This window comes from Lysinibacillus sp. OF-1, from assembly GCF_028356935.1.
GTDB classification, from domain to species: domain Bacteria; phylum Bacillota; class Bacilli; order Bacillales_A; family Planococcaceae; genus Lysinibacillus; species Lysinibacillus fusiformis_D.
Genome location: NZ_CP102798.1, coordinates 2,422,058 through 2,444,548, shown reverse-complemented (window position 1 = coordinate 2,444,548; position 22,491 = coordinate 2,422,058). Strand labels below are relative to the sequence as shown.

Below are 22,491 nucleotides of genomic sequence, written 5' to 3'. Positions count from 1 at the left end.
ATGACTGGACATATTGGCACTTATGATGCACGAAAGGTTACAACAACAGTAAATGGCATGTTTATCACAGGTTACGGAGATGGAACCATGGTTAAGTGTTCAAAGGATAATGACAACTTTGAATCAAGTTCCTCAGCTCAAGGTGATGCAGTTGTATCAATTAATGGAGATCAATTGGGTACCATTGAAATCACATTGAATCAAACATCACCCTCTATAACAACATTAAACAAACTTGCGAACGAACGTACAATGTTCCCTATCTGGGTGAATAGTAACAACGAAATCAAAGAGGTTGTTGGTGGAACAAAGGCGATGGTTACAAAGGTACCTGACATTGAACACGGTAAGTCTGTAGCTAACCGTGTTTACACAATCAGAGTATTTGACTACTCAGTTAAATAAAACGAAAGGAGAGTGGGCCATGAACTCACTCTTTTAATTTGCAATGAAAAAAGGACATATCACAAATCAATTAAAACGAAAAGAAATGGAGCGAAAAGCTATGGCTAAAAAAGGCGAACAAATGGAGTTCACTACTCAAAAAGGACAAAAATATGTATTTCAACATCCTGGATTACGTGAATCGTTTCGAATGCGTGATCGTGCAAAAACTGAAACAGGGACATCATCAGAACTACTTTACAGCGAGTTCATGGAACATGTTGTTTTTACCAGTGATGGCGGTCGTGTAAGTTGGGACCACTTCGAGGAAAATGGTGGATTGTCCGAAGTTATGAAGGCCGCAGCGCAGTTCCTCTTTCAAGACGTGTAAACCTTATGAATTCTATAAAGAACAAGTTGAAGGAAATTGGTTCTTCTGGCGCCCCGTTATGGAGCGCTTTTTAAGTTTTGAGCGAGCTGAAACTATGACGCCAGATGAACTACATGAATTTAACGCTGCAATGGATGTATATATCGAACGAAAAAATGCACAGAAAGGGGGCTAAATTGTGAGTATACGTGATCTATTCGTTGAAATTATCATGGATATTGAAGATGGCCCTTTAGCTGATTTAGACAGAAGAATCAACCAGGTTATATCATCCATAACGCACATGGATTTCAGTGGGTTTAATAGCATGGAAGACGATGTAGACGGTTTAATAGATGATTTTGATGATTTAGGAGATCACATCGATGATGTCGACCGTGAGTTAAACAATATTGATGGAGATAGCTTAAATGATGTCGAAAGAAGTGCCAATGAGGCAGATGGTGCTTTTGGTAAATTAAAAGGCACAATAATTGGATTAGGTGCTGCAATTGGTGCCTATATAGCAGTGGACAAAATAGTTGAAATAGGGGTTAGTGCTTTAGAAAGTGCAGCAACTGCCAAAGCAATGGCCTCACAATTTGAACAAGTGTTTGCAGGCATGGAAGATGCTGCAACAAAAGCACTTGATAAAATCGCTACAGAAACAGGTATCCTTCCTAACCGTTTGAAAGGCAGCTACATTCAAATGGCAGCCTTTGCTAAAACTACCGGTGTAGATACAGCCGAAGCGTTGAAATTAACTGAGCGAGCCACTTTAGCAGCAGCAGATAGTGCAGCCTTTTACGACCGTTCTATCGAAGATGTTACCGAGAACCTTCAATCGTTCTTGAAAGGTAACTTTGAAAACGATGCCGCGCTCGGTATCTCAGCAACAGAAACCACTCGTAATGCTAAAGCTACTGAATTATATGGAAAGTCGTTTATTAAGTTATCTGAGGCACAAAAGCAATTGACCTTGCTAGCCATGGTTGAGGATGGGAATAAACTTTCTGGTGCTATAGGGCAGGCAGCAAGGGAATCCGACAGTTGGGAAAACCAACTCGGAAATTTAAAGTCTGCATGGGATGGCTTCTTGATAAAGCTTGGTTCTCCGATACTTGACCAAGCAGTTGCTGTAATGACCAAAGCAGGCGATGTTATCAGCAATATAGATCCAGGTCCATTCATGGAATTTGTTTCAGCTGGTTTCGATAAGTTGGCAAGTTTAAAGGATGTAATTCTAACTGTATATAACACGATTATGTCTTTAGTATACGATACCGGTGAAGTATCAGACTTGTGGCAAAAACTTGGAGTGCCTGCTTGGGTGGCTGACGGTATTGAAGCGTATGTCACTAACATTTTTATGATTAAAGACGTGATTATGGCGGTTTACAACAGTATTATGTCTGTTTTCTACGATACTGGAGAAGTTGCTGATATATGGGAGAACTTAGGTGTTCCGTCGGATGTAGCAGATGCTATAGAGCGATTTATGCAAAGCTTTAGAGAAGGTTTTGATTTAGCTAAGTCTGTTTTAACGAATTTCATTGAAAATGTTATAGTCCCATTAATGCCAAAAGCTCAAGAGTTTGTAGGCACAGCTATGGAGTACATTGGAAGGATTGTTAAGGGTGCCATAAATATTTTCGAGACATTGAAAGGGATTGTAACAGGTTTAATAGAAAACGTGATTGTTCCTCTGTTTCCAGTTGCGCAAGAAGTAATTAGTGTTGCAATGGATATCATTTCTCCAATTTTAAGAGTTGCGGGTTCATTATTCGAAGGGATAACAGCTGTTATTAAATTTTTGGTAAATGAAGTGATTGTTCCTTTGTTCCCTCTTGCTGTTAGTTCAATTGAAAAAGCGTGGGGGACATTAAAACCAATTCTTAGTGCTATTTCTAAAGCCTTTAATGCGATTGCTGATGCAGTAGAATGGGTGATAAAGAAACTTGGTTCAGTTGGAGAGGCAATCCAAAACTTCAATGTTGGTGAAAAAATTAGTGGAGTAGTTTCAAAAGTTACAAGTTTATTGCCTGGGTTTGAAATCGGCTTGGGTCGAGTACCATTTGATGAAATGCCAGCTTTGCTACACAAGGACGAGGCTGTTTTGCCAGCAGATGAAGCAGATAAATTACGTGACAGAGGAATTTTACAAGGCAATGGTACAGACCCTGAAATAAATTTAGACCAGGCTACTCAGTTTGAGCCTGCGAGGGATTACTCAGCGACTGAGACAGTTAACAATACATCTAATAGCTCCAAGGTGTCAGCACCTATCCAAATCATCGTGCAAGGCAGCGAAAGCCCTCATGAGACTGCATACAGCGTTAAAGATGCACTAGAAGAGTTATTCGGTGATTTATTAAGTGTTATGCCTGTACCAAGGGAGGGGTAATATTGGCAGAAGAATTAGTTGGTAAAGCGAGGTTAAGTGGTTACTTAATACATGTAACTAGTGAAGATGCTGATTTTGATGTTGATATCCCCACTCATAAGGTTGAGAAAGGGATAGATTTATCAGATCACGTTGAGCGAAAACCAGTGGTTGTAAAGTTATCAGGTCTCTTGATACGTCCTACTAACGAGCGAGTTGAAACATTAGTCAACAAATTAAAGAGCTTTGAGTATAAAGGTCAATTACTTACTTATGAAGGGCGCCGCATATACAAAAATATGCTCATGCATGGTTTGTCTATAAAGGCCAGTTCTAAAGTGATGAATGGCTATAATTTCAGTTGTACATTGACAGAAGTTCGCATTGCCCAATCATCTTTTGTGGACCCGAAAGTAAAAGCTGTAACTGCTCCTTCCAAAGAGGCAGGGCGTAAACAGACTACAAACAAAAAACAATCCCCTATATATCATGTAGTAAAAAAAGGTGATACCTATGGTTCGCTTGGTCAAAGGTATGGTACTAAGTGGCAGGATATCCAGAAATGGAATGGTTATGATCCAAAGAAAATCCCTCTTGGTGCAAAATTAAGGGTGGTGTAAAAGATGTTAGACTTTGAATATATAGAAATTGAAAAAGCGCTCATTCCCTATCGTTTTGAAATGGAATTGGGCGCTGAATTGTTTTTAATTGAGATTAGATATAACGAGCTGCATGATTATTTTACGTTGGATTTACAAAAGGGTGATGAAGTATTGGTGAATGGTGAAAAGCTTGTATATGCTACACCTTTATTTAGAGAGGTGTTTGATGGCCGTTTTCCAGCACCTACAATTATCCCTCTAGATACATCTGGAAAAGAGACCCGAGTATCCTTTGAGAACCTAAATGAAACAGTATTTTTAAAGTTGGTGAATGGCAATGAGTAAACTATTTAAGCGCTACGTTGAGGTTGTAACAGGAAATCTAAAGTTTAATAATACCGATTTAGACATTGAATTTGAGGTACCTTTTGATGATGATCTTGAGCCGAATATCAGTGAGATCACGATTTATAATTTGTCTGAATCAACAAGGAACAAATTAAAACGTGGAGAGGTTATAACGATTAACGCTGGATACATTGAAGATAAGGGATTAATACTTAGTGGGCGTATCAATAGCATTAGTACAACACCATTAGGAGCTGACCGTGCTACGGTAATTAAGGTTTTGGACACTTATCCATTCAACAGTAAAAAGACTCTCAAACGCTCATATAAAGGAAAAATAAAAGCCGATGTAATTATAAGAGATTTAACAAAAGCATTAGGCTTAAAAGTAGCTGTTTTGAAATTACCTAAAAATAAAGTGTATGAAAAAGGATTCTCAGTTAGTGGAGAAATTTTTAAAAAGATACAAGACATTGCTAACGATTGCGGAGCTTCTGCTTATATCTCAAGGCAACAGACTTATATCAGACCAATTACTGAAGGTGATAATCATCGATTTATCCTCAGTCCGGATACAGGCCTAATTGGATCACCAGAATACTTTGAGAATGAACGTAAAGGTAAAGTGATGAAAGGATACAAAGCTAAATCTCTACTACAACACAGGATGAATACAGGAGCAATTATTCAACTACAATCAATTGTTACCAAAAGTACTGTTCGTGTCCAAAAAGGTAAACACATTTGTAAAGGGAGCTCGTTCTACACAGAAGTGGAGGCGTTATTATGACGAACACTACTGAATTCTTCCGTACGTTACAACAAGGTGTATTAGTAAACTTAAATACTGCCATGCCTTGCAAAGTGTTGGCGTATGATGAAGAAAAACGAATGGCAAAAATCGAACCGTTGTTTATGATTAAAGAAACTGGTGAAGAACCGGCGAAGTTATCTCCTATTGAAAATGTGCCTGTTTTATTTCAGAAATACCGTGTTAATGGTAGCGAACCGCAAAATTATGAGCCGTTTATAGAGCCTACAGATACGGTTCTAGTTGTATTTTGTCAACGGGCAATAGATGAGGCCATGAAAGGTAACATTATTTATCCTGGTACAGCCAGAATGTTTGATATTCATGACGCTGTAATTGTGGGGGTGTTTTAGTGAAAACACTGGCATTATTAAATGGCGATTTAGTTTTTGAAAATGGAGATTTTAAGTTATTTGAAGGAGAAAAAGAGATATCTCAATGTATTTCGATATCACTCGGCACTAACTTGAAAGAATGGTTTTTAAACGAAGAATTCGGACTAGATTTCAGTCGGGTTTTAGAGAAGTCAACCAAAGATGAAGCTAGGGCTGAGATTATGCGTGTTTTTTCGCAAGAAGAACGGATTAAAGATATTGAAAGTGTTGAAATAAAGGATGTTAATAGAGTTAGGATCGTTGTTTTTGTTGTAACTCTTTTAGACGGCACTATTATTAATGAGGAGGTGGCTGTTGGTGGCATTGGATAAAAACGGTTTTAAACGCAAATCGTACAGCGACCTTGTTGATAGTATGTCAGCAAAGGCTAAAGAGAAATTTGGTGCTGATGCTAATACTACAGAACGTTCATTTTTGGGTATTATTATTCGCATTATGGCATGGTTTTTCTCGCTGTTATGGCAAGATACAGAAGATGTATATCATAGTACTTATCGTAAGACAGCCGAAGGCGTACAATTAGATATGTTGTTACCTTATGCAGGCATTAGCCGTAACCTTGCAGATTTCGCTTATGGACAAATCCATATATCAGGCACCCCCAACCACTTCATTGAAAGTGGTTTTTTAGTGTCTACAAATAATGATATTTTCTTTGAAACACTTTATGATCTAACTCTTGATTCCGAAGGTAAAGGTACTGTTGAAATCGTAGCACTAGATGTTGGAGCTATCGGGAATGTAGGAGCAAATACTATTACAGAAATTGTGAATCCAGATGCGGACGTTATTAGTGTAAATAATCCATTAAAAACTAACGGTGGCCGTGAAAAAGAAACAGATGCCGAAGCCAGAGAAAGGGCTGATATAACAGTTGATGGGATTGGTTCAGCTACCACGGCAGCAATAAGAACTAATCTTTTAAAGATTTCAAGCATTCGCGCTGCTAAAGTGATTGAAAACTACAGTGATGCTGTAGATCAATATGGGACGCCTCCTAGATCCATTCAGGCATTCGTTTTAGGTGGTGATGACGAGGAAATTGCTAAAGCGATACACGAAAAAAAGGCTGGAGGCATTCAACCTTATGGAACGACCTATGTAAATGTTATCGACTTAGGTGGTGACATAAAACAAATAGGCTTCACTAGAGCCAACGAAGTAAATGTATTTATTAAAGTAAATGCTAAAACGAATACCTCATTTACATCTAATGGCGTTGAGCTACTCAAAACGGCCATCATCAAATATATCGGTGGTACAGATTATGACAACAATACTTATGCTGGCTTAAACATGGGAGAAGATGTAGTTATTTCTCGATTAATTGCCAAGGCATACAGTGTTGATGGAATAGACGATGTAATGATAGAAGTATCGAAAGACGGAGTAATTTACAATGATTCGAATATCATTGTTGCCCTGCAAGAAGTGGCTCAAACGCACTTTAACAACATAGAGGTGATACTCAATGTTTAGTACTCAATCAATTGTCAAACGATTATCAGATTACTTTGATAAAACACCAGATTCGAATATATCCAAACTAATGAGTATATTCGCTGCTGAAGCACAGGAAGTCAAAGCAACAAATGACCGTATTAGGCAGTGGCGGAACATAGATGATGCGGAAGGTGTAGGCCTTGATTTGATTGGTCAAAATGTAAATCAGCCTCGCGGTGTTGCAAATGATGAAGTATATAGAATCTTATTAAAGTCGAAGATTGCAAGAAATCTGAGCGACGGAACGATAGATATGATAATTCAGGTCCTCGCCATCGCATTATCTGTTGAACCTAAAATGATAAAAATTAAAGAAAAGTGGAATGATCCAGAAGAACCAGAACCAGCAGCAATCAAGGTAATAGAACTACCATTAACAAAGTTAAATGAGGCAGGCTTAGATCCAACGAATTTTGTGCGAATTGTACAACGAACAGTGGCGGCTGGTGTAAAAGTGGGTGTAATTGAGCTTACAGGCACTTTTGAGTTTAGTGATATTACCAATTCAATTGATAACACAGCTGGTTTCGGTGACATATACGATGAAACTATTGGAGGATATCTAGGCGCAGCTTATACACCTAGTCAAGATAACGAACTACCGATTTAGGAGGAATGAAAATGCCAGAACAATTACCACAATGGAATGCAGTAGGTGTCGAGCCTCCGCAGTCATTAAAGGACAGTGGGTGGCAACCAGGTATGAAGCCATCTGCACAGCATATGAACTGGTTATTAAACAGAGCTTATAAATGTATTGAGGAATTACAGCAAGCTGGTGGAAATGTTGATGATTTAACTCAAACTGTAGAAAATATAGAAGAAACAGTTGATTCTTTAAAGCAAACTGTTAATTCGAATTCCTTAAAAATAGATACCCATATCAAAGATGATGAAGGGCATACTAGATGGTTCGGTAACGCAACCGGAACAAACGCCAAAACAATAATAACTACAAAGCCATTACCTATTGACTCCAATGGAGATCCGATAAATGGAGCTTCGTTTCGTTTTATGAATAGTACAGCTAATACCGGCGCAGTAACTATGTTCGTTACGCACGCGAACGGAACGACAAAAACCTATCCAGTTTACAATAATGGAATTCAATTAAAAGCAGGTGATTTACCTTCTACAACCGTTCATACCGTAACTTTTGCAGGTGGTTCTTTTCACTTACAGGGTAAAGGAGGTGTTATGACATCAGGAACACAAAACTATATACCTTATACTGCCCCTGGTACCTATTCTTTCACCGTACCAGAAGGGGTCACTAGAATAACAGCGTTTATGCGGGGGTCTGGTGGCGGTGGCGGTGGAGCTAATACCACTTACGGTTACGGCGGTGGCGGTGGGGGTTCAGGAGCGTCCAAACGCGTATTACTTCAAGTTACGCCTGGTATGAAGTTAGTTTTGACAGTCGCTAAAGGTGGGACAGGCGGAGAGTTTGGGACAGCAGGCGGTGGTCAATACGGAGAAAACGGGGCTGTTTCTAGCATCACAGGAGCGCAAAATGGAGCGTTTTACGCTCATGGTGGCGGTGGCGGAATGGGCGGACAACAAAGCTTTGGTGGGTACGGTGGAGCTGGAGGGCAAGATGTAAACAATGGACCTTCTGGAACCATATCACCTACGTTCACTCGTTCTGACGGCGGACCTGTAGCTCAAGTTGACGCCAGCATGTCAAAAGTATTATCCAGTCTTACGGGCGGTCATGGTATCTATGGAAGGATAATGTGGGGCGGTGGTGGCGGTGGGTCACCCTCAGATTCTAATGGTGGACTAATGGCAGGTGCAGGGGAAACATATTATGGAGGTTTAGCTCAAAACCAAAAATTTTATTTCGCTGGTTCAGCAGGTGGTTATGGAGCTGGTACGGGAGAAGGTCAACAACACGGAATTAATGGTTCTGGCGGAGCTGGTGGAAACTCTTCTTATCCTAACGCAAAGAACGGAGGGAACGGGGGCGACGGCTTGATTTGCTTGATGTGGTAACTTTACCCATAAAATAATTAATTGTATGGCTGACACAAAAGGAGATGAAACATTTGATTATCATTGAAAATTCAGAGGAAACAAAAGTCAAAGTATCGGCAGTGTTTTCATTCGGCGAAATCGCGGTAGCGTATGACATGAGCACTTTTCCACAACCAGAAAACATACCAGGTAAAACACACGAATTATTTTACGACAAAGAAACAAAGTCGTTATATTATGAGTATACTGATATTCCTAAAACAGAGATTGAGATGTTACAAGCTGAGAATGAGGCATTTAAACAATCTCAAGCAGATCAAGATGAAAATATCATGCTTTTATTGTTAGGAGGAGATTAATTTGAGTGCTGTTTATAATTTATTCTTACGCAATTGGTGTAATTGCAGAGCAACGGAGGAACAAATTGACTTAGCTGTTACAAAAGAGTTAATAACCGAAGAAGAGGCTATCAAAATAAAAGCGACTGAACAGAATAACGAAAACAAGTAGACGCAGCATTAAGCTAGCGTTATTTTTTATGCTTGAATTGGCAGGAAATACTTTCCTTTTTGTCGAAATGAGTAGATAGAAAGGAGAGATCTATTTGGTTTTCTATATAACTTTTATTATTAAAGGATGGAAAATTCTTGTATATTCTTTTTTAGGTATTATTTTGGCACTTAACCTTTATGGGATTGAAACGGTTTTCAGCTTTTTTGTTCCGGATATTTCAATACCTTCAGAAAAAGAGGGTGAGTTAAAATTTATTATTGATGAAAATATTTTAAAACTAACTTTTGCTGCTGTTGTACTAGAGGCATTAGATAATTTATTCTCTCTAAGAGTACATTCGAGTAAATAAAAAAACAATAAGGAAAGAGTGAGCATCCTCAAGTTGAGGGTGCTTTTTATATTGTCTTCTACAGAGAATTGTGGGGGCTATTTTTTATACAACAAGACCTAGGCAATGCGCTGTGCCGAGCAGTGCTATTTTTATTTGTGAGGTGTTGACATGGACAGTCAAACAGTAGCTTTAATAGGAATTTTATGTACGGTATTAGGTGCTTTTATTGGGGTGCTCACTTACAACCGTAATCGAGATAAGGATGTAAAAAATGATGCATCTGATTCAGCTGTAATACGTACTAAATTAGACAATATAAACGCTGGGGTAGAATCAATACGGATTGATATTAAAGCCCAAGAGATGCGTGTTACAGGGTTATCAGAGCGTGTGATTCGTGTAGAGGAATCAAGTAAACAAGCACATAAACGTTTAGATAAAATGGAGGGAATTACACATGAAAATTAATTGGAAAGTACGTCTACAACATAAGCAATTTTGGGTTTCATTAATCGCATTACTACTAGTGCTCGCTAATCAAACAGCGGGCATTTTTAATGTCGATATTACGATTTACAATGCACAAATCACAGCCATTTCAGAGACTGTATTAAGCATTTTAGGATTACTTGGTATTATTATCGACCCAACAACTGCAGGTGCATCTGACAGCTCGCGAGCGCTCAATTATGATGTGCCACGAAAGGATGATTTTAAATGAAACCAGTTGAAATAGAAATTCATCCAGGACATTGGATTAATCCTGGTAGTGGCGCAACAGGAATCTTAAATGAAGTTACAGAGGCTCGTAAGGTAGCTAAACGCGTTTATGAGATTTTAAAAGCTTCAAGTGTTCCGTGCACATATTACGAGGACAACACATCGACAAACCAACGTCAAAATATTAATTATCTGGTTAGCCAACATAACAAGGATCAGGACGGTTTAATTGTCTCTATACATTTCAATTCAGGAGGGGATAGCTCAAAGCCGATTGGTACAGAGGTACTTTATTATGACCAACAAGCGTTAGCAGCAAGTATTTCTAAAGCTATATCAGGTGCTACAGGTGGAGGATTAATAAATAGAGGTGCAAAACAGCGTAAAGATTTAGGTGTTCTCGCTAGCACTTATGAGCCAGCCATTTTAATCGAGGTCTGCTTTGTCAATTCAATTGTGGACACTGCTATTTATCGACGTGATTTCGAAAAGATATGTATGGCTATTGCAAAAGAATTAGCAGCATATTTGGGTAAAGCAGTACCTTCCACACCGTCAATTGTGAAAGATAAACCAACAGAAAAGGATGATGATAAAATGAAATTTACAAACTCAACAACTAAAGCCGCAGTACGTGATTATATTCAACAAGCGGTAGATAAAAAGCTTATTGATAAGTCACACCTAGAAAAATTTGACGATGGCACATTGACAGGTGGAGATTTTGAAGGATTGAAGATTATCATTGCTCAACGAAGTAATTAATAGCAAAAGCCCAGGTACTCATTAATTTGAGCCTGGGCTAATGTGTCCAATTTACAGTAAACTATTAAAGTTTAGACTTTGAACAATTTTATTGCTTTTTTAATTAATTTCGTTAATTATGCGATTTATCCAATTAGTAACTAACAGATCTCTCTCTTCGAAAGTTATATTACTTTGCATCTTTAGACAGTGTAAATCTTTTTGTAGTTTGGGCAACTTTTCTCTTAAAGTGAAATTATTTTCAGATTCCTCGTCTATAAAAATTAATTTTTGGTCATTCACTAATGTTTTGTATACTCGGCCAGTATACTCTAGGTCATCAATATAAACATTAACATGCCCTCTAACCTTAGGGTGAACATAAACATGATTTCCTTTAAGTTTAGAGAGTGAATACATGAAAGCCTCTAATCTCATTTTATTAATATAAAATTTGTGGCCGTAATAGAGTTGTTTGTGTTTCTTTGGGTTAATATCAAATACCTCATATCTAACACAAATATCTGTTTTCTTAGGTCGTTTCTTATTAGTCCAATGAGAAAAAGGTAACAGCCGTTCTTTTACTAAATAATCGATATTACTATGATCTAAATCACACCCATAGCTTAATATAAAAACTTCTTCATGTTCATTCACTTAATCGGAGTCCCCCATGCAGGTAAGCTATTATGTCTTAATAGTGTTTGTTCATGATGATATTCAAAACCATCATATTTAAGATGGTAGTGCCAGTTAGTTACAGTTTTATTTTGTTCAAGGCCTACATGTCCTCTCATGATAGGATTTCCATTTTTACCGTAAATTTCAAAAACATGATCACCTTGTCTAATTCCATTTGCCCCAGAACCTTCTGGTCCTACGAATTTAGAATAGCCATGTTGACCAATTTCTTTTTCAGCTGCAGCTATCCATTTATCCTCAATTTGATCTTTTACTTCTTTACCAATCTCTTTTTTTATTTTATCACCCATTTTCTTTTTAAGTGCATCTTTAATCAATACTCTGATTAATACATTTGCTAAACGGGGTTGAATGTTATCATTGTTAGTTACATTCTGTGAAACAGCAAAGGCATTTAAAGTTACCGATGGATAATTAATATCATAAAAATATTTTAGTAATGCAATATTTTGATCTTCAAGACCATATGAATTAAGGACAGTAATATCAGCATTTTCAAGAAATAAACTGCTGTGTTCAGAAATAATATCAAAACTTAATTGTATATCATCTTCTGTTAAACTTGTTTCTTGTCTAATTAAATCTAACCCATTTTGAGTGTTGGCAGAGCTAGTAAAAGGTAAAGTTAATTGTAGAATTAATGTAAATATTATTATTATAGATAATTTGTTAAATATTTTCTTCATTTTTGGCTCCTTGTGTTTCAAATTTATTAATATTCCGGAATATTAAGGAAATTATCTCATTTTAAATAATATTTTTCAATAATTTCCTTAAAAAATAATAATTCCTAATATTAACAATATTCTTTGTGGATAATTATCTTCTTACCTAAATTTGTGGAAGCAAATCTAAATGCTATGGGGGTACAAACAGTCGGTGGTTTGGCTAATACAGATTTAAAAGAATTAGAAAAGCGCTTTGGTGTAATGGGCAATCAACTCTATTACCACGCATGGGGAATAGATCTATCCAAATTAGGGGAGCCGTTAATAGCGAACGGAACTTTAAGTTTTGGGAAGGTCCAAATACTTCTAGAAATGTGTGGAAATGTCATGAAACGTGCGCGTGATGCAGGCTTTGTTGGTCGTACTATCAGTTTGGGTCTATCGTACAGTCATAATGCGATGACTAAAGGGTTTCATCGGTCTAAAACAATTGCAATGCCAACAAGTGAAACTCTTGTGATGTATAAAACTTGTATTGAATTACTTGATGAACACTTTGCCGGAGAGCCAGCCAGACAGCTAACTGTTCGTATATCGAACTTAGATCGTGAGCGTAGTATCCAATTGGATCTATTTGATGAGCGAAAACCACAGAGACAACTTATTGGACCAACGATGGACGCCATTAGAAACAAATTTGGAGCAACATCTTTATTACGAGCTGTTTCATTTACTGCTGCTGGTACAGCTATCAGTCGTGATCGCTTAGTTGGAGGTCATTTGGCATAGGAGTGATTTGATGATAAAAGAAAGAGCAATGAAAAGCTAAATAGAACTAAAAAATTCACTCAATTAAAATAATGAGTAAATTTTTTAGTTCTATTTTAATACGGCATCATTTAACAATACATTAAAATCGTCAACTTTACTTTCGTCCGAGTAGTCTTTTCTTAAAAAGTAATTAGCAATTGTACCTTCAACTGTTATCTGCTGCCCAACTGTTAAATCAGCTTCTTGATCCAAATCAATTATTGCAAAGTTTGTTATTTCTTCAGGATAAGCACCTAAGAAAAACTCTTCTTTATTTCTATCTTTATGAATAAGTTCATCATATTCAATGTACTCATAGTTCTCTATATCCTTGTTTCCCATATAGATAGTGAATTTATCTGTACGAACAGCTGTAGTTGAACCTTCTCTTCTTCTTTTTTGTCCGATGTTAGAACTTTCAAAAGCGAATTCAGTAATTACACCAGAGGCAGTTGCTTTTCTTCCAAGTAAATCAAAGTCATCTTCAAATTGCTTTCCGTTTTTATGACCAAGAATAATCATATCAACTAATTCCTCATTTTCTACAGTCAATAATTTATTAGTAAAATCCACTATTGTTCTACCTTCTAAATTCTCATCTATAAATTTTTTGCTTTGTTCCTCTAATGTACGATTTTTTGGCTTTTCTTCTAATTTAGCCGGTTCTTCTTTTTTAGGATCATTATTTTTATCAGAAGATTGCTTCTCATGATCTCCAATAGCATTGTTAATAGTGCCAATTATAAATAAGGCTACAATTAACCAAAACCACCACTTTTTATAAAAAGGCTTCTTTAAAGTTTTTTTCATTAGTAGAATATTGTCTCCTTTATATTTTTATAATTAAAATTGTATCAATACTGTATACTGATGTCAGTACATAAAAAGTTTGGAGAAAAAAAGCCACAAAATGTGGCAAGGGAATTAACTCTTTTTTTGTAGTTTCTTCTATAATAACTAATGTACCTGTCCAAACATTATTATATTTCTTCTTTTCGAACTGGGGCACTTTTTTTACAAAAAAACGCAAGTACCCCAGCAAGTGCCCCAAAAAGTGCCCCAGTTAAATACATTTAGATATGCTTCGTTAGATAGGTATAGAAACCCACATTAATACAAACCCTTGATATTATGCACATCAAAAAATTAAAAACATCAGGATAGAAATCAAGGTCATAAGTTATGCTTATCAAAAAAGATAATATTAATGTAATTTACTTATGAATATAAATGCGCTATCATGGGTATTGGAGAAAAGATGCTACACATTTTTAAAGCCTTTTCAAAAAGATATATTTAGGGGGATCCGCAAATGGCACAAGGTAATTTACACAACAGCCGTGCATCATTCGAAGTGAATGGTAAAACTTACAATTACTATGACTTAGCTGCGATTGAAAAAGCTGGCGTTGCAAAAGTTTCAAACCTTCCTTACTCAATTAAAGTGTTATTAGAATCTGTTTTACGTCAATATGATGCGTATGTAATTAAAGAAGAACATGTAAACGAATTAGCAAAATGGGGCAATGGTGCTGACCCTGAAGCAGAAGTACCATTCAAACCATCTCGCGTTGTATTACAAGACTTTACTGGTGTACCAGTAGTTGTTGACCTTGCATCACTTCGTTCTGCAATGAAGGAAATGGGCGGTGACCCAAGCAAAATCAACCCTGCTATTCCAGTTGACCTTGTAATTGACCACTCAGTACAAGTTGACAAATACGGTAATGCATCTGCACTGCAAGCAAACATGGACCTTGAGTTTGAACGTAACGCTGAGCGTTATAACTTCTTAAAATGGGCTCAAACTGCTTACAATAACTTCCGTGCTGTACCACCAGCAACAGGTATCGTTCACCAAGTAAACCTAGAGTACTTAGCTCCAGTTGTACACGTAAACGAAAATGCTGACGGCACATTCGAAACTTTCCCAGATTCAGTAGTAGGTACTGACTCTCATACAACAATGATCAACGGTATCGGCGTTCTTGGATGGGGCGTAGGTGGTATTGAAGCTGAAGCAGGTATGCTTGGTCAGCCTTCATACTTCCCAATTCCAGAAGTTATCGGTGTTAAATTAGTTGGCGATCTTCCAAACGGAACAACTGCCACTGACTTAGCATTAAAAGTAACACAAGTATTACGTCAACGTGGCGTAGTTGGTAAATTCGTTGAGTTCTTCGGACCTGGCGTATCTAAATTACCACTAGCTGACCGTGCGACAATCTCAAACATGGCTCCTGAATATGGTGCTACATGTGGTTACTTCGCAATCGACGAAGAATCATTAAACTACATGCGTTTAACTGGTCGTGACGAAGAGCACATCGCGGTTGTTGAAGCTTACCTTAAAGCAAACCACATGTTCTTCGATCCAGCATTAGAGCCAGTTTACACTGATGTTTTAGAAGTAAACTTAGCTGAAATCGAACCAAACCTTTCTGGTCCAAAACGTCCACAAGACTTAATTCCACTATCTCAAATGCGTTCTCGTTACAAAGAAGCAGTGGTGGCACCACAAGGTACACAAGGTTTCGGTTTAACAGAAGATGAATTCGCAAAAACTTCTGTAGCGAAATTCGCTGAAGGCGATGTAGAAATTCCAACAGGTGCTGTTGCAATTGCAGCGATCACTTCTTGTACAAATACATCTAACCCATACGTATTAATTGCTGCGGGCTTAGTGGCGAAAAAAGCTGTAGAAAAAGGTCTAACAGTGCCTAAATGGGTAAAAACTTCTTTAGCACCAGGTTCTAAAGTTGTAACTGGTTACCTTGAAGATTCAGGTTTACAAACGTACCTTGATACAATCGGCTTCAACACTGTAGGTTATGGTTGTACAACATGTATCGGTAACTCAGGTCCATTACTTCCTGAAATCGAAGATGCAATTAAAGCAAATGACTTATTCGTAACTTCTGTACTTTCTGGTAACCGTAACTTTGAAGGTCGTGTACACCCACTTGTAAAAGCTAACTACTTAGCTTCTCCACCACTTGTTGTTGCTTATGCACTTGCTGGTACAGTGGATATCGATCTACAAAAAGATTCATTCGGTAAAGACAAAGATGGGAATGAAGTATTCTTCGCGGATATTTGGCCATCAACAGAAGAAGTTAATGCAGTATTAAGTACTGTTGTTAACCGTGAGTTATTCCAAAAAGAATACGAAACAGTATTCACAGCGAACGAAAAATGGAATGCAATTGAAACATCAACTGAGTCTCTATACACATTTGATGATAAATCAACTTACATCCAAAACCCACCATTCTTCCAAGGTCTTGCAAAAGAGCCAGAAGCAATCCAAGGCTTAGACGGCTTACGCATTATGGCGAAGTTCGGTGACTCAATCACAACTGACCATATTTCTCCAGCTGGTGCAATCGGTAAAGATACACCTGCAGGTAAATATTTAATTGAAAACGGTGTTGCAATCCGTGACTTCAACTCTTACGGTTCTCGTCGTGGTAACCACGAAGTAATGATGCGTGGTACATTTGCAAACATCCGTATCCGTAACCAAGTGGCTCCTGGTACAGAAGGTGGATTCACTACTTACTGGCCAACAGGCGAAGTAGAGTATATCTATGACGCATGTATGAAATACCAAGAGCAAGGTACTGGCTTAGTCGTACTTGCTGGTAATGACTACGGTATGGGTTCTTCTCGTGACTGGGCTGCGAAAGGTACATTCCTACTTGGCGTGAAAACTGTTATCGCACAATCTTACGAGCGTATCCACCGTTCTAACTTAGTAATGATGGGTGTTCTTCCACTTCAATTTATGCCAGGTGAATCTGCTGAGACACTAGGCTTAACTGGTAAAGAAGAAATCTCTGTTAACATTACTGACAACGTAAAACCACGTGAAATCTTAACAGTAACTGCTAAATCTGAAGACGGCACAGTTAAAACTTTCCAAGCTTTAGCTCGTTTCGACTCAGAAGTAGAAGTAGACTACTACCGTCACGGTGGTATCCTACAAATGGTTCTACGCGCAAAAGCTGCTGAGTAATCATCATCATAAAAACCGATCTCTTAGGAGGTCGGTTTTTTTATATGGAGGATAAAAATTAGATCGAACCAAATGACGGATATATTGGATAATTATATTTTAATTTCCAACTAACCTAGCATTTTCCCAAATCTTTAGATAAAATTAATATGTAAGCATTACATTTTACATAAATGGGGGGACGATTAATTATGACAAAGAAAAAACATAAGCTTTATACGGCGGCAACAGCTGCAATGGCGGTTACAGCTGTTGCAGTAGTACCTGTTTCGGCTGCTAGTCCATTTTCAGATGTGAGCGAAGATCATGCATATTTTAACGGTATTTCCACATTACATGCAGCAGATATTATTCATGGTTTTCCAGATGGTACATTTAAGCCCTCACAGGACGTAACACGTGGACAGGCGGCAAAGATGATAGCAAGTGCTTTTCAATTAACAACAACGGATTTGACTGTAGAAAATCCGAATTTCAAGGATGTTGACTCATCTAGCCCATACTATAAGGCGATAGTTACACTAGTAAATCTTGGGGTTGTACAAGGCTATGAGGATGATACATTCCGTCCAGATGACACGATTACACGTGGTCAAATGGCGATAATGGTAGCAGAGGCAGCAGGTTTAACAGCGAAAGGCAAAAGCCCATTTACTGATGTACAGCAAAATAGTCCATTTGCAGATGCAGTAACAGCACTGTATGAGGCAGGCGTTGCGAAGGGGGTTTCTGCCACAGAATTTGGTGTAGATAAAAATGTTACGCGTGGTCAGTTAGCAACATTTATCGTCAACGCATTAGACTTACCTGTGGATACACAGCCTATACCGGAAGAAAAAGGGGAAGACCCTAAAGAGGAGCAGGTAAAGGAAGAACAGTCTACTACAACAAAAAATAGTGCTTTGTTAGAGGAAGTATTTACTAAAACAGTAGCCAAGCAAAAAGAGGTAAAAAGCATGAAGGCTACCATGACCATCTCTCAGTCAGTGGAGGCAAACGATGGCAAGGAAACCATGAAAATGGATTCTAAAGGCAACATGAAGATGGAAATTGTTACAGAGCCGATGCAATTCTTTGCTGATGGTACAATGTCGCTAACAGATCCAACAAGTGGTGAAGCGATTAATTTGCCGATTAAAATGTATATGACGGCTAAAGATGGTATGTATATGTATGAGGCAGAGCAAAAGGCTTGGATAAAGTTCCCGAAACAATTATTTGAGGATGTACTTAGCCAAACAGGGATACAGCCAGATGCAACGGAACAATTGGAGATGCTACAAGCATTTGCTGAAGATTTCACATTAGTTGAAACAGCAAACCGTTATGAATTAACACTAAAGGGTGCTGGGGATAAATTCACAGAGCTAGTGAAGCAGCAGCTTGGCGCAATGAATTTAGGAACGGATGCTGATCTAGAGGCACAATTAGGTAACATGTCCTTTGATAGTCTCACATATAAATTATTGATTAATAAAGAAACATTTGATGTAGAAGAAATTGCTATGGATATGACCTTAAAGATGAAAGTGGAAGGCAATTCGATCAAAACAAGACAGCAAACTACAATTAAATATCATGATTTCAATGCGGTAACAACGATTACGATTCCAAAAGATGTGCTAGACAACGCGAAGGAAATGGATTTTAACACATCAGAAACAGCACCATTAGAAAAATAATAGCAATAAAGTAAAAAGCAGGCTTACACCATAATATTTGGTGTAAGCCTGCTTTTTAACCTGCTGTAAATCATGTTTAAACGATGTTTACTAACTCAAAACTGGTAGTCAGTGCCTTAGCGGTTCGTGATTGACACCTATATATTGATCCTTAATCAGAACTATATCATTAGTTTCAAGAAGTAAAGAGTTAGGAGTGAAGTTATTACAATCAATATCAGAAAACAAATGAACATAATGAAGCTGTCCAAAATGAACTCTTTTGGACAGCTTTATAAAATTATTTAAAGCCCATTAAATCCTTTACTTTCAATGTATTATCAGGTGATGTTAGCATTTCAAGTAAGCCAAATGCGACATCGAATGCAGTGCCTGGGTTCGAAGATGTAATAATGTGCTCTGTGTAGACAATTCGTTCATTAGCAACATTTGCACCATAGGATTGAAGCTGCTCTAATCGTTTACTTGTTGGATGATTATAAGTTGTCGCCTTCTTATTTTGTAGAATACCGCTATGCCCTAATATTAGGGAGGCTACACAGATTGTTGCAATAGGCTTTTTCTGTTCATCAAAATGACGCACAACTGTTTGAAATTCCTCGCTAAAGGCATCTTCGTAAAAGCCTGCTTCCTCAAAGCCCCCTGGGATTGCTAAAGCATCAAAATCCTTTAAATCAATTTCATGCAGCAATTTTTCAGGAATGACGCTAAAATTCCATGTACATTGCAATTGTTTATGTAACCCGACTGTAATGACTTCTGTTGATTCATCGCCTTCCCATTTATTCCAGCCAAGCACATCTGTAAAAACACTGGCTTCCACGGCCTCGAAGCCATTTGCTAAAAGTAATAATATTTTTTTCATATTGATTCTGCCTCCTTTATTGCTTTTATTGTAATCAAAAGAGCTGAATGTTAACAGAAGCTGTATAATGTATTTTGGATAAAAAACTTTATTTGAAAAGGTATTATAGAAAAAATAATTGATTTAGAAAGGTGAAGGACCATGGATCAAATTGATATACAAATATTACAGCAATTACAGCACAATGCAAAAATCTCGATGAAGGAATTAGCAGCAATTGTTCATTTATCTTCTCCCGCTGTTATTGAACGGGTCAAAAAGCTGGAGGAACAAGGTGTGATTGAAGGGTATCATGCAAGGGTGAATTTGAAAAAGATGGAGCGCACTATTGAGGCCATTATTTTATTTAAATCCATTGATTGTAAAAGCCTCTCTGCATTTTGTAAGGCTCATCCTGATGTCTTGGCGTGCTATCGAGTGGCGGGGGAAATTAGCTATATTGTCAAACTAGCGACTTATTCAGTAGAAACATTAGAGCAGTTTATTGATGCAGCTATGCCCTATGGTACACCTTCTACCAATATCGTGTTATCTTCAACGGAAAAAAAGGTTATTAGCCCGTTTGCTGACAATGATTTAGAATAAATGACAAAAAAAGCAAACCTCGAAGCTATGAGCACCGTTTATAGGAAAGAGAGGGCTCATTTACGAACTAGAAAGAATAATGGAACAGCATACAGAGAGGCTTATTCGTCTTGCCTTTTACTATGGAAGAGATTGACAAAGTGCAGAAGATATCGTGCAGGATGTCTTAATTAAATTTTATGATAACCAACAAAACTATGAGGAACGTGGCGAGCTAAAGGCTTATTTATCGAAGCATCGAGGCAAAGATTTACGCAGTTGGGCCTATTGCAAAATTCAAGTACAACAGAAGCTTTTTGCAAAGCAAACTACCACTAGAAGGATATACTTGTACAGCAAGACGAACTCATTTTGATTGAAAATATGATTCTAGCACTCCTATTCAAGCAGCGTGAGGTCATTTTTGAAACAATGTCTGTGGTGGATATAATTATCTGTAGATGAATTGGTGCAAAAACATAGCAATGGTACATGGTTTCCTCTAGTGGATGTCCCGAAAACGCTATCGAAGTACAATATAGCCAGGTGATTGGGAACAATGCCTCTCAACCTCTCATCGATTTTCGTAGAGATGAAAATAGTGGAGGAACTTCAATAAAAGGAAGCTAGATATTCAACGTTTTAGAATGTCTAGCCTTTTCTGTACAATTGGATTAAAATACAATAGTTGTAACATTTTTCTATGCAGGAGGTGTTGAATTGGTATTTGCTCTATTAGATAATGCGACAGCCTTTTTCCTAAGCTTACCTCTTCTACTGATTTATTTAAAAAGTATACCGCAGGAAGAATCCCTATGGCGGTGGTCGATGCCTTTATGGTTGTTGAATTACAATGTCATTCGATATTTTGTCTCGGATGGCGAGATTTTTTGGGTTGTTCTTTGTTGGCAGTTATTATTTTTGTGGCCAATAAGTCTAGCAATATATATTCATTTATACAACAAGGAAAAGCAGTGGGCGTTTTACATAGGATTGAAGAAAAAGCATGTACTCATTGTGGCTTCATTGATGGTGCTATTTGGGGGAGCTCTCGTCTATTCACTTTATCAGGCAAATAAGCAAGTGATTGTTTTTCATCAGGAGGTCATGGAAGAACTCGAGATCAGTTCAGATCGACAGCATTATTTAATGTATAATGCGAATGCACCTTCTACACTTCTTGGTGTAGCGGATGACATAGCTGAGGTACGCAGAGGTCAGGTTTATGCAGCTACTTTACCCTGGAGCAGCAAGGTGATTGTGCACCTAGATAATTGGCAAAAGGAATTGACCTATGTCCGTTTTTATAATGGATGGAAGCTGGATGGGCTATACCGAGAAAGTAGTACGGAGTATCACAATGAATAAGCAAAGTGGAATTAGCCAGTTGTATTGAAGGAAGATGAATTAAAGGCTAGATTAATGGCATTGAAAAAGGGTCAGGCTACTTGGCAGCAAGAGCATCAACAGCAGCTTTTACTAGCACATATCGGTTCTACTGAAGTGAGCTACGAGATACATGGATTTAGGGCAGCTTTTATGAATGGATTTTAGAAAAAATTTGCTGAATCATCGTTGCTTCATTGAACTTTGGGATTAAAGCTTAAACCATTTATTATTCAAAGGAATCTGATTGGGTTTTTTACTCACTCGTTTACAATCTTATTGCTCGTACTTATTTTAGCTAGGGATCTACACAGATATTTTTTTATCTAAGGATAGCATGAGGCTTGTCAAACGAAGTTATGAACTTACATATCATCTGAAAAGGATGTAAGAAGCTATGTACCTGGCAAAGGATGGGCACATAGTGTGGCACATGTATCGGATGCTATTGATGAACTAGTGAAAAATCCTAAAATGAATGGATCAGCCTATGTCGCTATGTTACATGCACTTTGGTTTTTCTATTTACAACCTGCTTATGTATTTATTCATGATGAGGAGGAAAGGTTGTTAGTCCTGATTTTCGCTATGTTGGAAAAATGAAATCATCCAAATATTGCAGCAAACACTGTCAACAGTAGCCACATTAAAGGGGCAATTGGATGAAGTAAACTTTTATATCGGGCTATTTAATGTCAAAATATTGCTGAAGAGC

28 protein-coding genes are annotated in these 22,491 nt (G+C 37.7%); 24 read left to right on the top strand and 4 right to left on the bottom strand.

From position 1 onward, the window contains the following. The 17 genes from NV349_RS11860 to NV349_RS11780 all read left to right on the top strand — a co-directional run bounded on the left by NV349_RS11860 (position 1) and on the right by NV349_RS11780 (position 11,102). A complete protein-coding gene (locus NV349_RS11860) occupies positions 1 to 405 on the top strand; it encodes a phage structural protein (RefSeq protein ID WP_271909989.1) in 405 nt (134 codons plus the stop codon). A 100-nt stretch (positions 406 to 505) separates the two neighbouring features. Next, on the top strand, positions 506 to 775 hold the full coding sequence (locus NV349_RS11855; protein ID WP_271909988.1) for a hypothetical protein: 270 nt from the start codon (positions 506 to 508) through the stop codon (positions 773 to 775). A 178-nt stretch (positions 776 to 953) separates the two neighbouring features. Continuing rightward, on the top strand, positions 954 to 3,158 hold the full coding sequence (locus tag NV349_RS11850) for a phage tail protein (protein ID WP_271909987.1): 2,205 nt from the start codon (positions 954 to 956) through the stop codon (positions 3,156 to 3,158). A 2-nt stretch (positions 3,159 to 3,160) separates the two neighbouring features. Then, positions 3,161 to 3,757 (top strand): LysM peptidoglycan-binding domain-containing protein, encoded by a 597-nt coding sequence (locus NV349_RS11845; RefSeq protein ID WP_271909986.1) that lies wholly within the window; start codon positions 3,161 to 3,163, stop codon positions 3,755 to 3,757. A gap of 3 nt (positions 3,758 to 3,760) precedes the next feature. Beyond that, a complete protein-coding gene (locus tag NV349_RS11840; protein ID WP_271909985.1) occupies positions 3,761 to 4,084 on the top strand; it encodes a phage baseplate plug family protein in 324 nt (107 codons plus the stop codon). Next, positions 4,077 to 4,877, top strand: a complete 801-nt coding sequence (locus NV349_RS11835) for a phage protein (protein ID WP_271909984.1) — start codon at positions 4,077 to 4,079, stop codon at positions 4,875 to 4,877. Before NV349_RS11840 ends, NV349_RS11835 begins: the two co-directional genes overlap by 8 nt. Next, positions 4,874 to 5,251, top strand: coding sequence for a Gp138 family membrane-puncturing spike protein (locus tag NV349_RS11830; protein WP_271909983.1), 378 nt, complete (start codon positions 4,874 to 4,876; stop codon positions 5,249 to 5,251). The genes NV349_RS11835 and NV349_RS11830 overlap by 4 nt, the downstream gene beginning before the upstream one ends. Continuing rightward, entirely contained in the window at positions 5,251 to 5,604 is a 354-nt protein-coding gene (locus tag NV349_RS11825) for a contractile injection system sheath initiator (RefSeq protein ID WP_271909982.1), read from the top strand. Before NV349_RS11830 ends, NV349_RS11825 begins: the two co-directional genes overlap by 1 nt. Beyond that, entirely contained in the window at positions 5,591 to 6,772 is a 1,182-nt protein-coding gene (locus NV349_RS11820; protein ID WP_271909981.1) for a baseplate J/gp47 family protein, read from the top strand. The genes NV349_RS11825 and NV349_RS11820 overlap by 14 nt, the downstream gene beginning before the upstream one ends. Next, the gene (locus NV349_RS11815; RefSeq protein ID WP_271909980.1) at positions 6,765 to 7,406 is read left to right on the top strand and encodes a baseplate wedge 1 family protein; all 642 of its coding nucleotides are present in this window, start codon (positions 6,765 to 6,767) and stop codon (positions 7,404 to 7,406) included. Before NV349_RS11820 ends, NV349_RS11815 begins: the two co-directional genes overlap by 8 nt. An 11-nt stretch (positions 7,407 to 7,417) precedes the next feature. Next, positions 7,418 to 8,791, top strand: coding sequence for a glycine-rich domain-containing protein (locus NV349_RS11810; RefSeq protein ID WP_271909979.1), 1,374 nt, complete (start codon positions 7,418 to 7,420; stop codon positions 8,789 to 8,791). Positions 8,792 to 8,844: 53 nt separating this feature from the next. Further along, positions 8,845 to 9,132 carry a hypothetical protein gene (locus NV349_RS11805; protein ID WP_271909978.1) on the top strand — a complete coding sequence of 96 codons (288 nt, stop codon included), beginning with the start codon at positions 8,845 to 8,847 and terminating at the stop codon, positions 9,130 to 9,132. Between the two features lies 1 nt (position 9,133). Then, entirely contained in the window at positions 9,134 to 9,283 is a 150-nt protein-coding gene (locus tag NV349_RS11800) for a hypothetical protein (protein ID WP_271909977.1), read from the top strand. Positions 9,284 to 9,377: 94 nt separating this feature from the next. Continuing rightward, entirely contained in the window at positions 9,378 to 9,635 is a 258-nt protein-coding gene (locus tag NV349_RS11795; RefSeq protein ID WP_271909976.1) for a hypothetical protein, read from the top strand. Positions 9,636 to 9,785: 150 nt separating this feature from the next. Continuing rightward, on the top strand, positions 9,786 to 10,085 hold the full coding sequence (locus NV349_RS11790; protein ID WP_237497350.1) for a hypothetical protein: 300 nt from the start codon (positions 9,786 to 9,788) through the stop codon (positions 10,083 to 10,085). Continuing rightward, positions 10,075 to 10,338: a phage holin gene (locus tag NV349_RS11785; RefSeq protein WP_271909975.1), complete on the top strand. Its 264-nt coding sequence runs from the start codon at positions 10,075 to 10,077 to the stop codon at positions 10,336 to 10,338. Before NV349_RS11790 ends, NV349_RS11785 begins: the two co-directional genes overlap by 11 nt. Continuing rightward, a complete protein-coding gene (locus tag NV349_RS11780) occupies positions 10,335 to 11,102 on the top strand; it encodes an N-acetylmuramoyl-L-alanine amidase (protein WP_271909974.1) in 768 nt (255 codons plus the stop codon). Before NV349_RS11785 ends, NV349_RS11780 begins: the two co-directional genes overlap by 4 nt. A 99-nt stretch (positions 11,103 to 11,201) precedes the next feature. Here the strand turns inward: NV349_RS11780 and NV349_RS11775 are convergent, their stop codons facing one another. Then, positions 11,202 to 11,738, bottom strand: coding sequence for a hypothetical protein (locus NV349_RS11775; protein ID WP_271909973.1), 537 nt, complete (start codon positions 11,736 to 11,738; stop codon positions 11,202 to 11,204). Beyond that, a complete protein-coding gene (locus tag NV349_RS11770; protein WP_271909972.1) occupies positions 11,735 to 12,469 on the bottom strand; it encodes a YpjP family protein in 735 nt (244 codons plus the stop codon). The genes NV349_RS11775 and NV349_RS11770 overlap by 4 nt, the downstream gene beginning before the upstream one ends. A gap of 174 nt (positions 12,470 to 12,643) precedes the next feature. Between NV349_RS11770 and NV349_RS11765 the strand changes: the two genes are divergently transcribed. Then, the gene (locus tag NV349_RS11765) at positions 12,644 to 13,240 is read left to right on the top strand and encodes a DinB/UmuC family translesion DNA polymerase (protein WP_271909971.1); all 597 of its coding nucleotides are present in this window, start codon (positions 12,644 to 12,646) and stop codon (positions 13,238 to 13,240) included. A gap of 90 nt (positions 13,241 to 13,330) precedes the next feature. On the opposite strand, the gene NV349_RS11760 is transcribed toward NV349_RS11765, so the two are convergent. After that, entirely contained in the window at positions 13,331 to 14,071 is a 741-nt protein-coding gene (locus tag NV349_RS11760; RefSeq protein WP_271909970.1) for a hypothetical protein, read from the bottom strand. A gap of 502 nt (positions 14,072 to 14,573) precedes the next feature. Between NV349_RS11760 and acnA the strand changes: the two genes are divergently transcribed. Beyond that, positions 14,574 to 17,279 carry an aconitate hydratase AcnA gene (gene acnA / locus NV349_RS11755; RefSeq protein WP_036120887.1) on the top strand — a complete coding sequence of 902 codons (2,706 nt, stop codon included), beginning with the start codon at positions 14,574 to 14,576 and terminating at the stop codon, positions 17,277 to 17,279. A 191-nt stretch (positions 17,280 to 17,470) separates the two neighbouring features. Then, positions 17,471 to 18,961, top strand: coding sequence for an S-layer homology domain-containing protein (locus NV349_RS11750; protein ID WP_271909969.1), 1,491 nt, complete (start codon positions 17,471 to 17,473; stop codon positions 18,959 to 18,961). Between the two features lie 280 nt (positions 18,962 to 19,241). Here the strand turns inward: NV349_RS11750 and NV349_RS11745 are convergent, their stop codons facing one another. Continuing rightward, the gene (locus NV349_RS11745; RefSeq protein WP_036120893.1) at positions 19,242 to 19,826 is read right to left on the bottom strand and encodes a DJ-1/PfpI family protein; all 585 of its coding nucleotides are present in this window, start codon (positions 19,824 to 19,826) and stop codon (positions 19,242 to 19,244) included. 141 nt (positions 19,827 to 19,967) lie between these two features. Here NV349_RS11745 and NV349_RS11740 point away from each other — a divergent pair, with 141 nt between their 5' ends. The 4 genes from NV349_RS11740 (at position 19,968) to NV349_RS11720 (ending at position 22,379) form a co-directional block, all read left to right on the top strand. Continuing rightward, on the top strand, positions 19,968 to 20,411 hold the full coding sequence (locus NV349_RS11740; protein ID WP_036120896.1) for an Lrp/AsnC family transcriptional regulator: 444 nt from the start codon (positions 19,968 to 19,970) through the stop codon (positions 20,409 to 20,411). Positions 20,412 to 21,110: 699 nt separating this feature from the next. Then, positions 21,111 to 21,758, top strand: coding sequence for a hypothetical protein (locus NV349_RS11730; RefSeq protein WP_036120899.1), 648 nt, complete (start codon positions 21,111 to 21,113; stop codon positions 21,756 to 21,758). A 54-nt stretch (positions 21,759 to 21,812) separates the two neighbouring features. After that, positions 21,813 to 21,944: a hypothetical protein gene (locus NV349_RS11725; RefSeq protein ID WP_271909966.1), complete on the top strand. Its 132-nt coding sequence runs from the start codon at positions 21,813 to 21,815 to the stop codon at positions 21,942 to 21,944. A gap of 258 nt (positions 21,945 to 22,202) precedes the next feature. Next, the gene (locus tag NV349_RS11720; RefSeq protein ID WP_231744999.1) at positions 22,203 to 22,379 is read left to right on the top strand and encodes a DUF2785 domain-containing protein; all 177 of its coding nucleotides are present in this window, start codon (positions 22,203 to 22,205) and stop codon (positions 22,377 to 22,379) included. Positions 22,380 to 22,491: the final 112 nt, after the last annotated feature.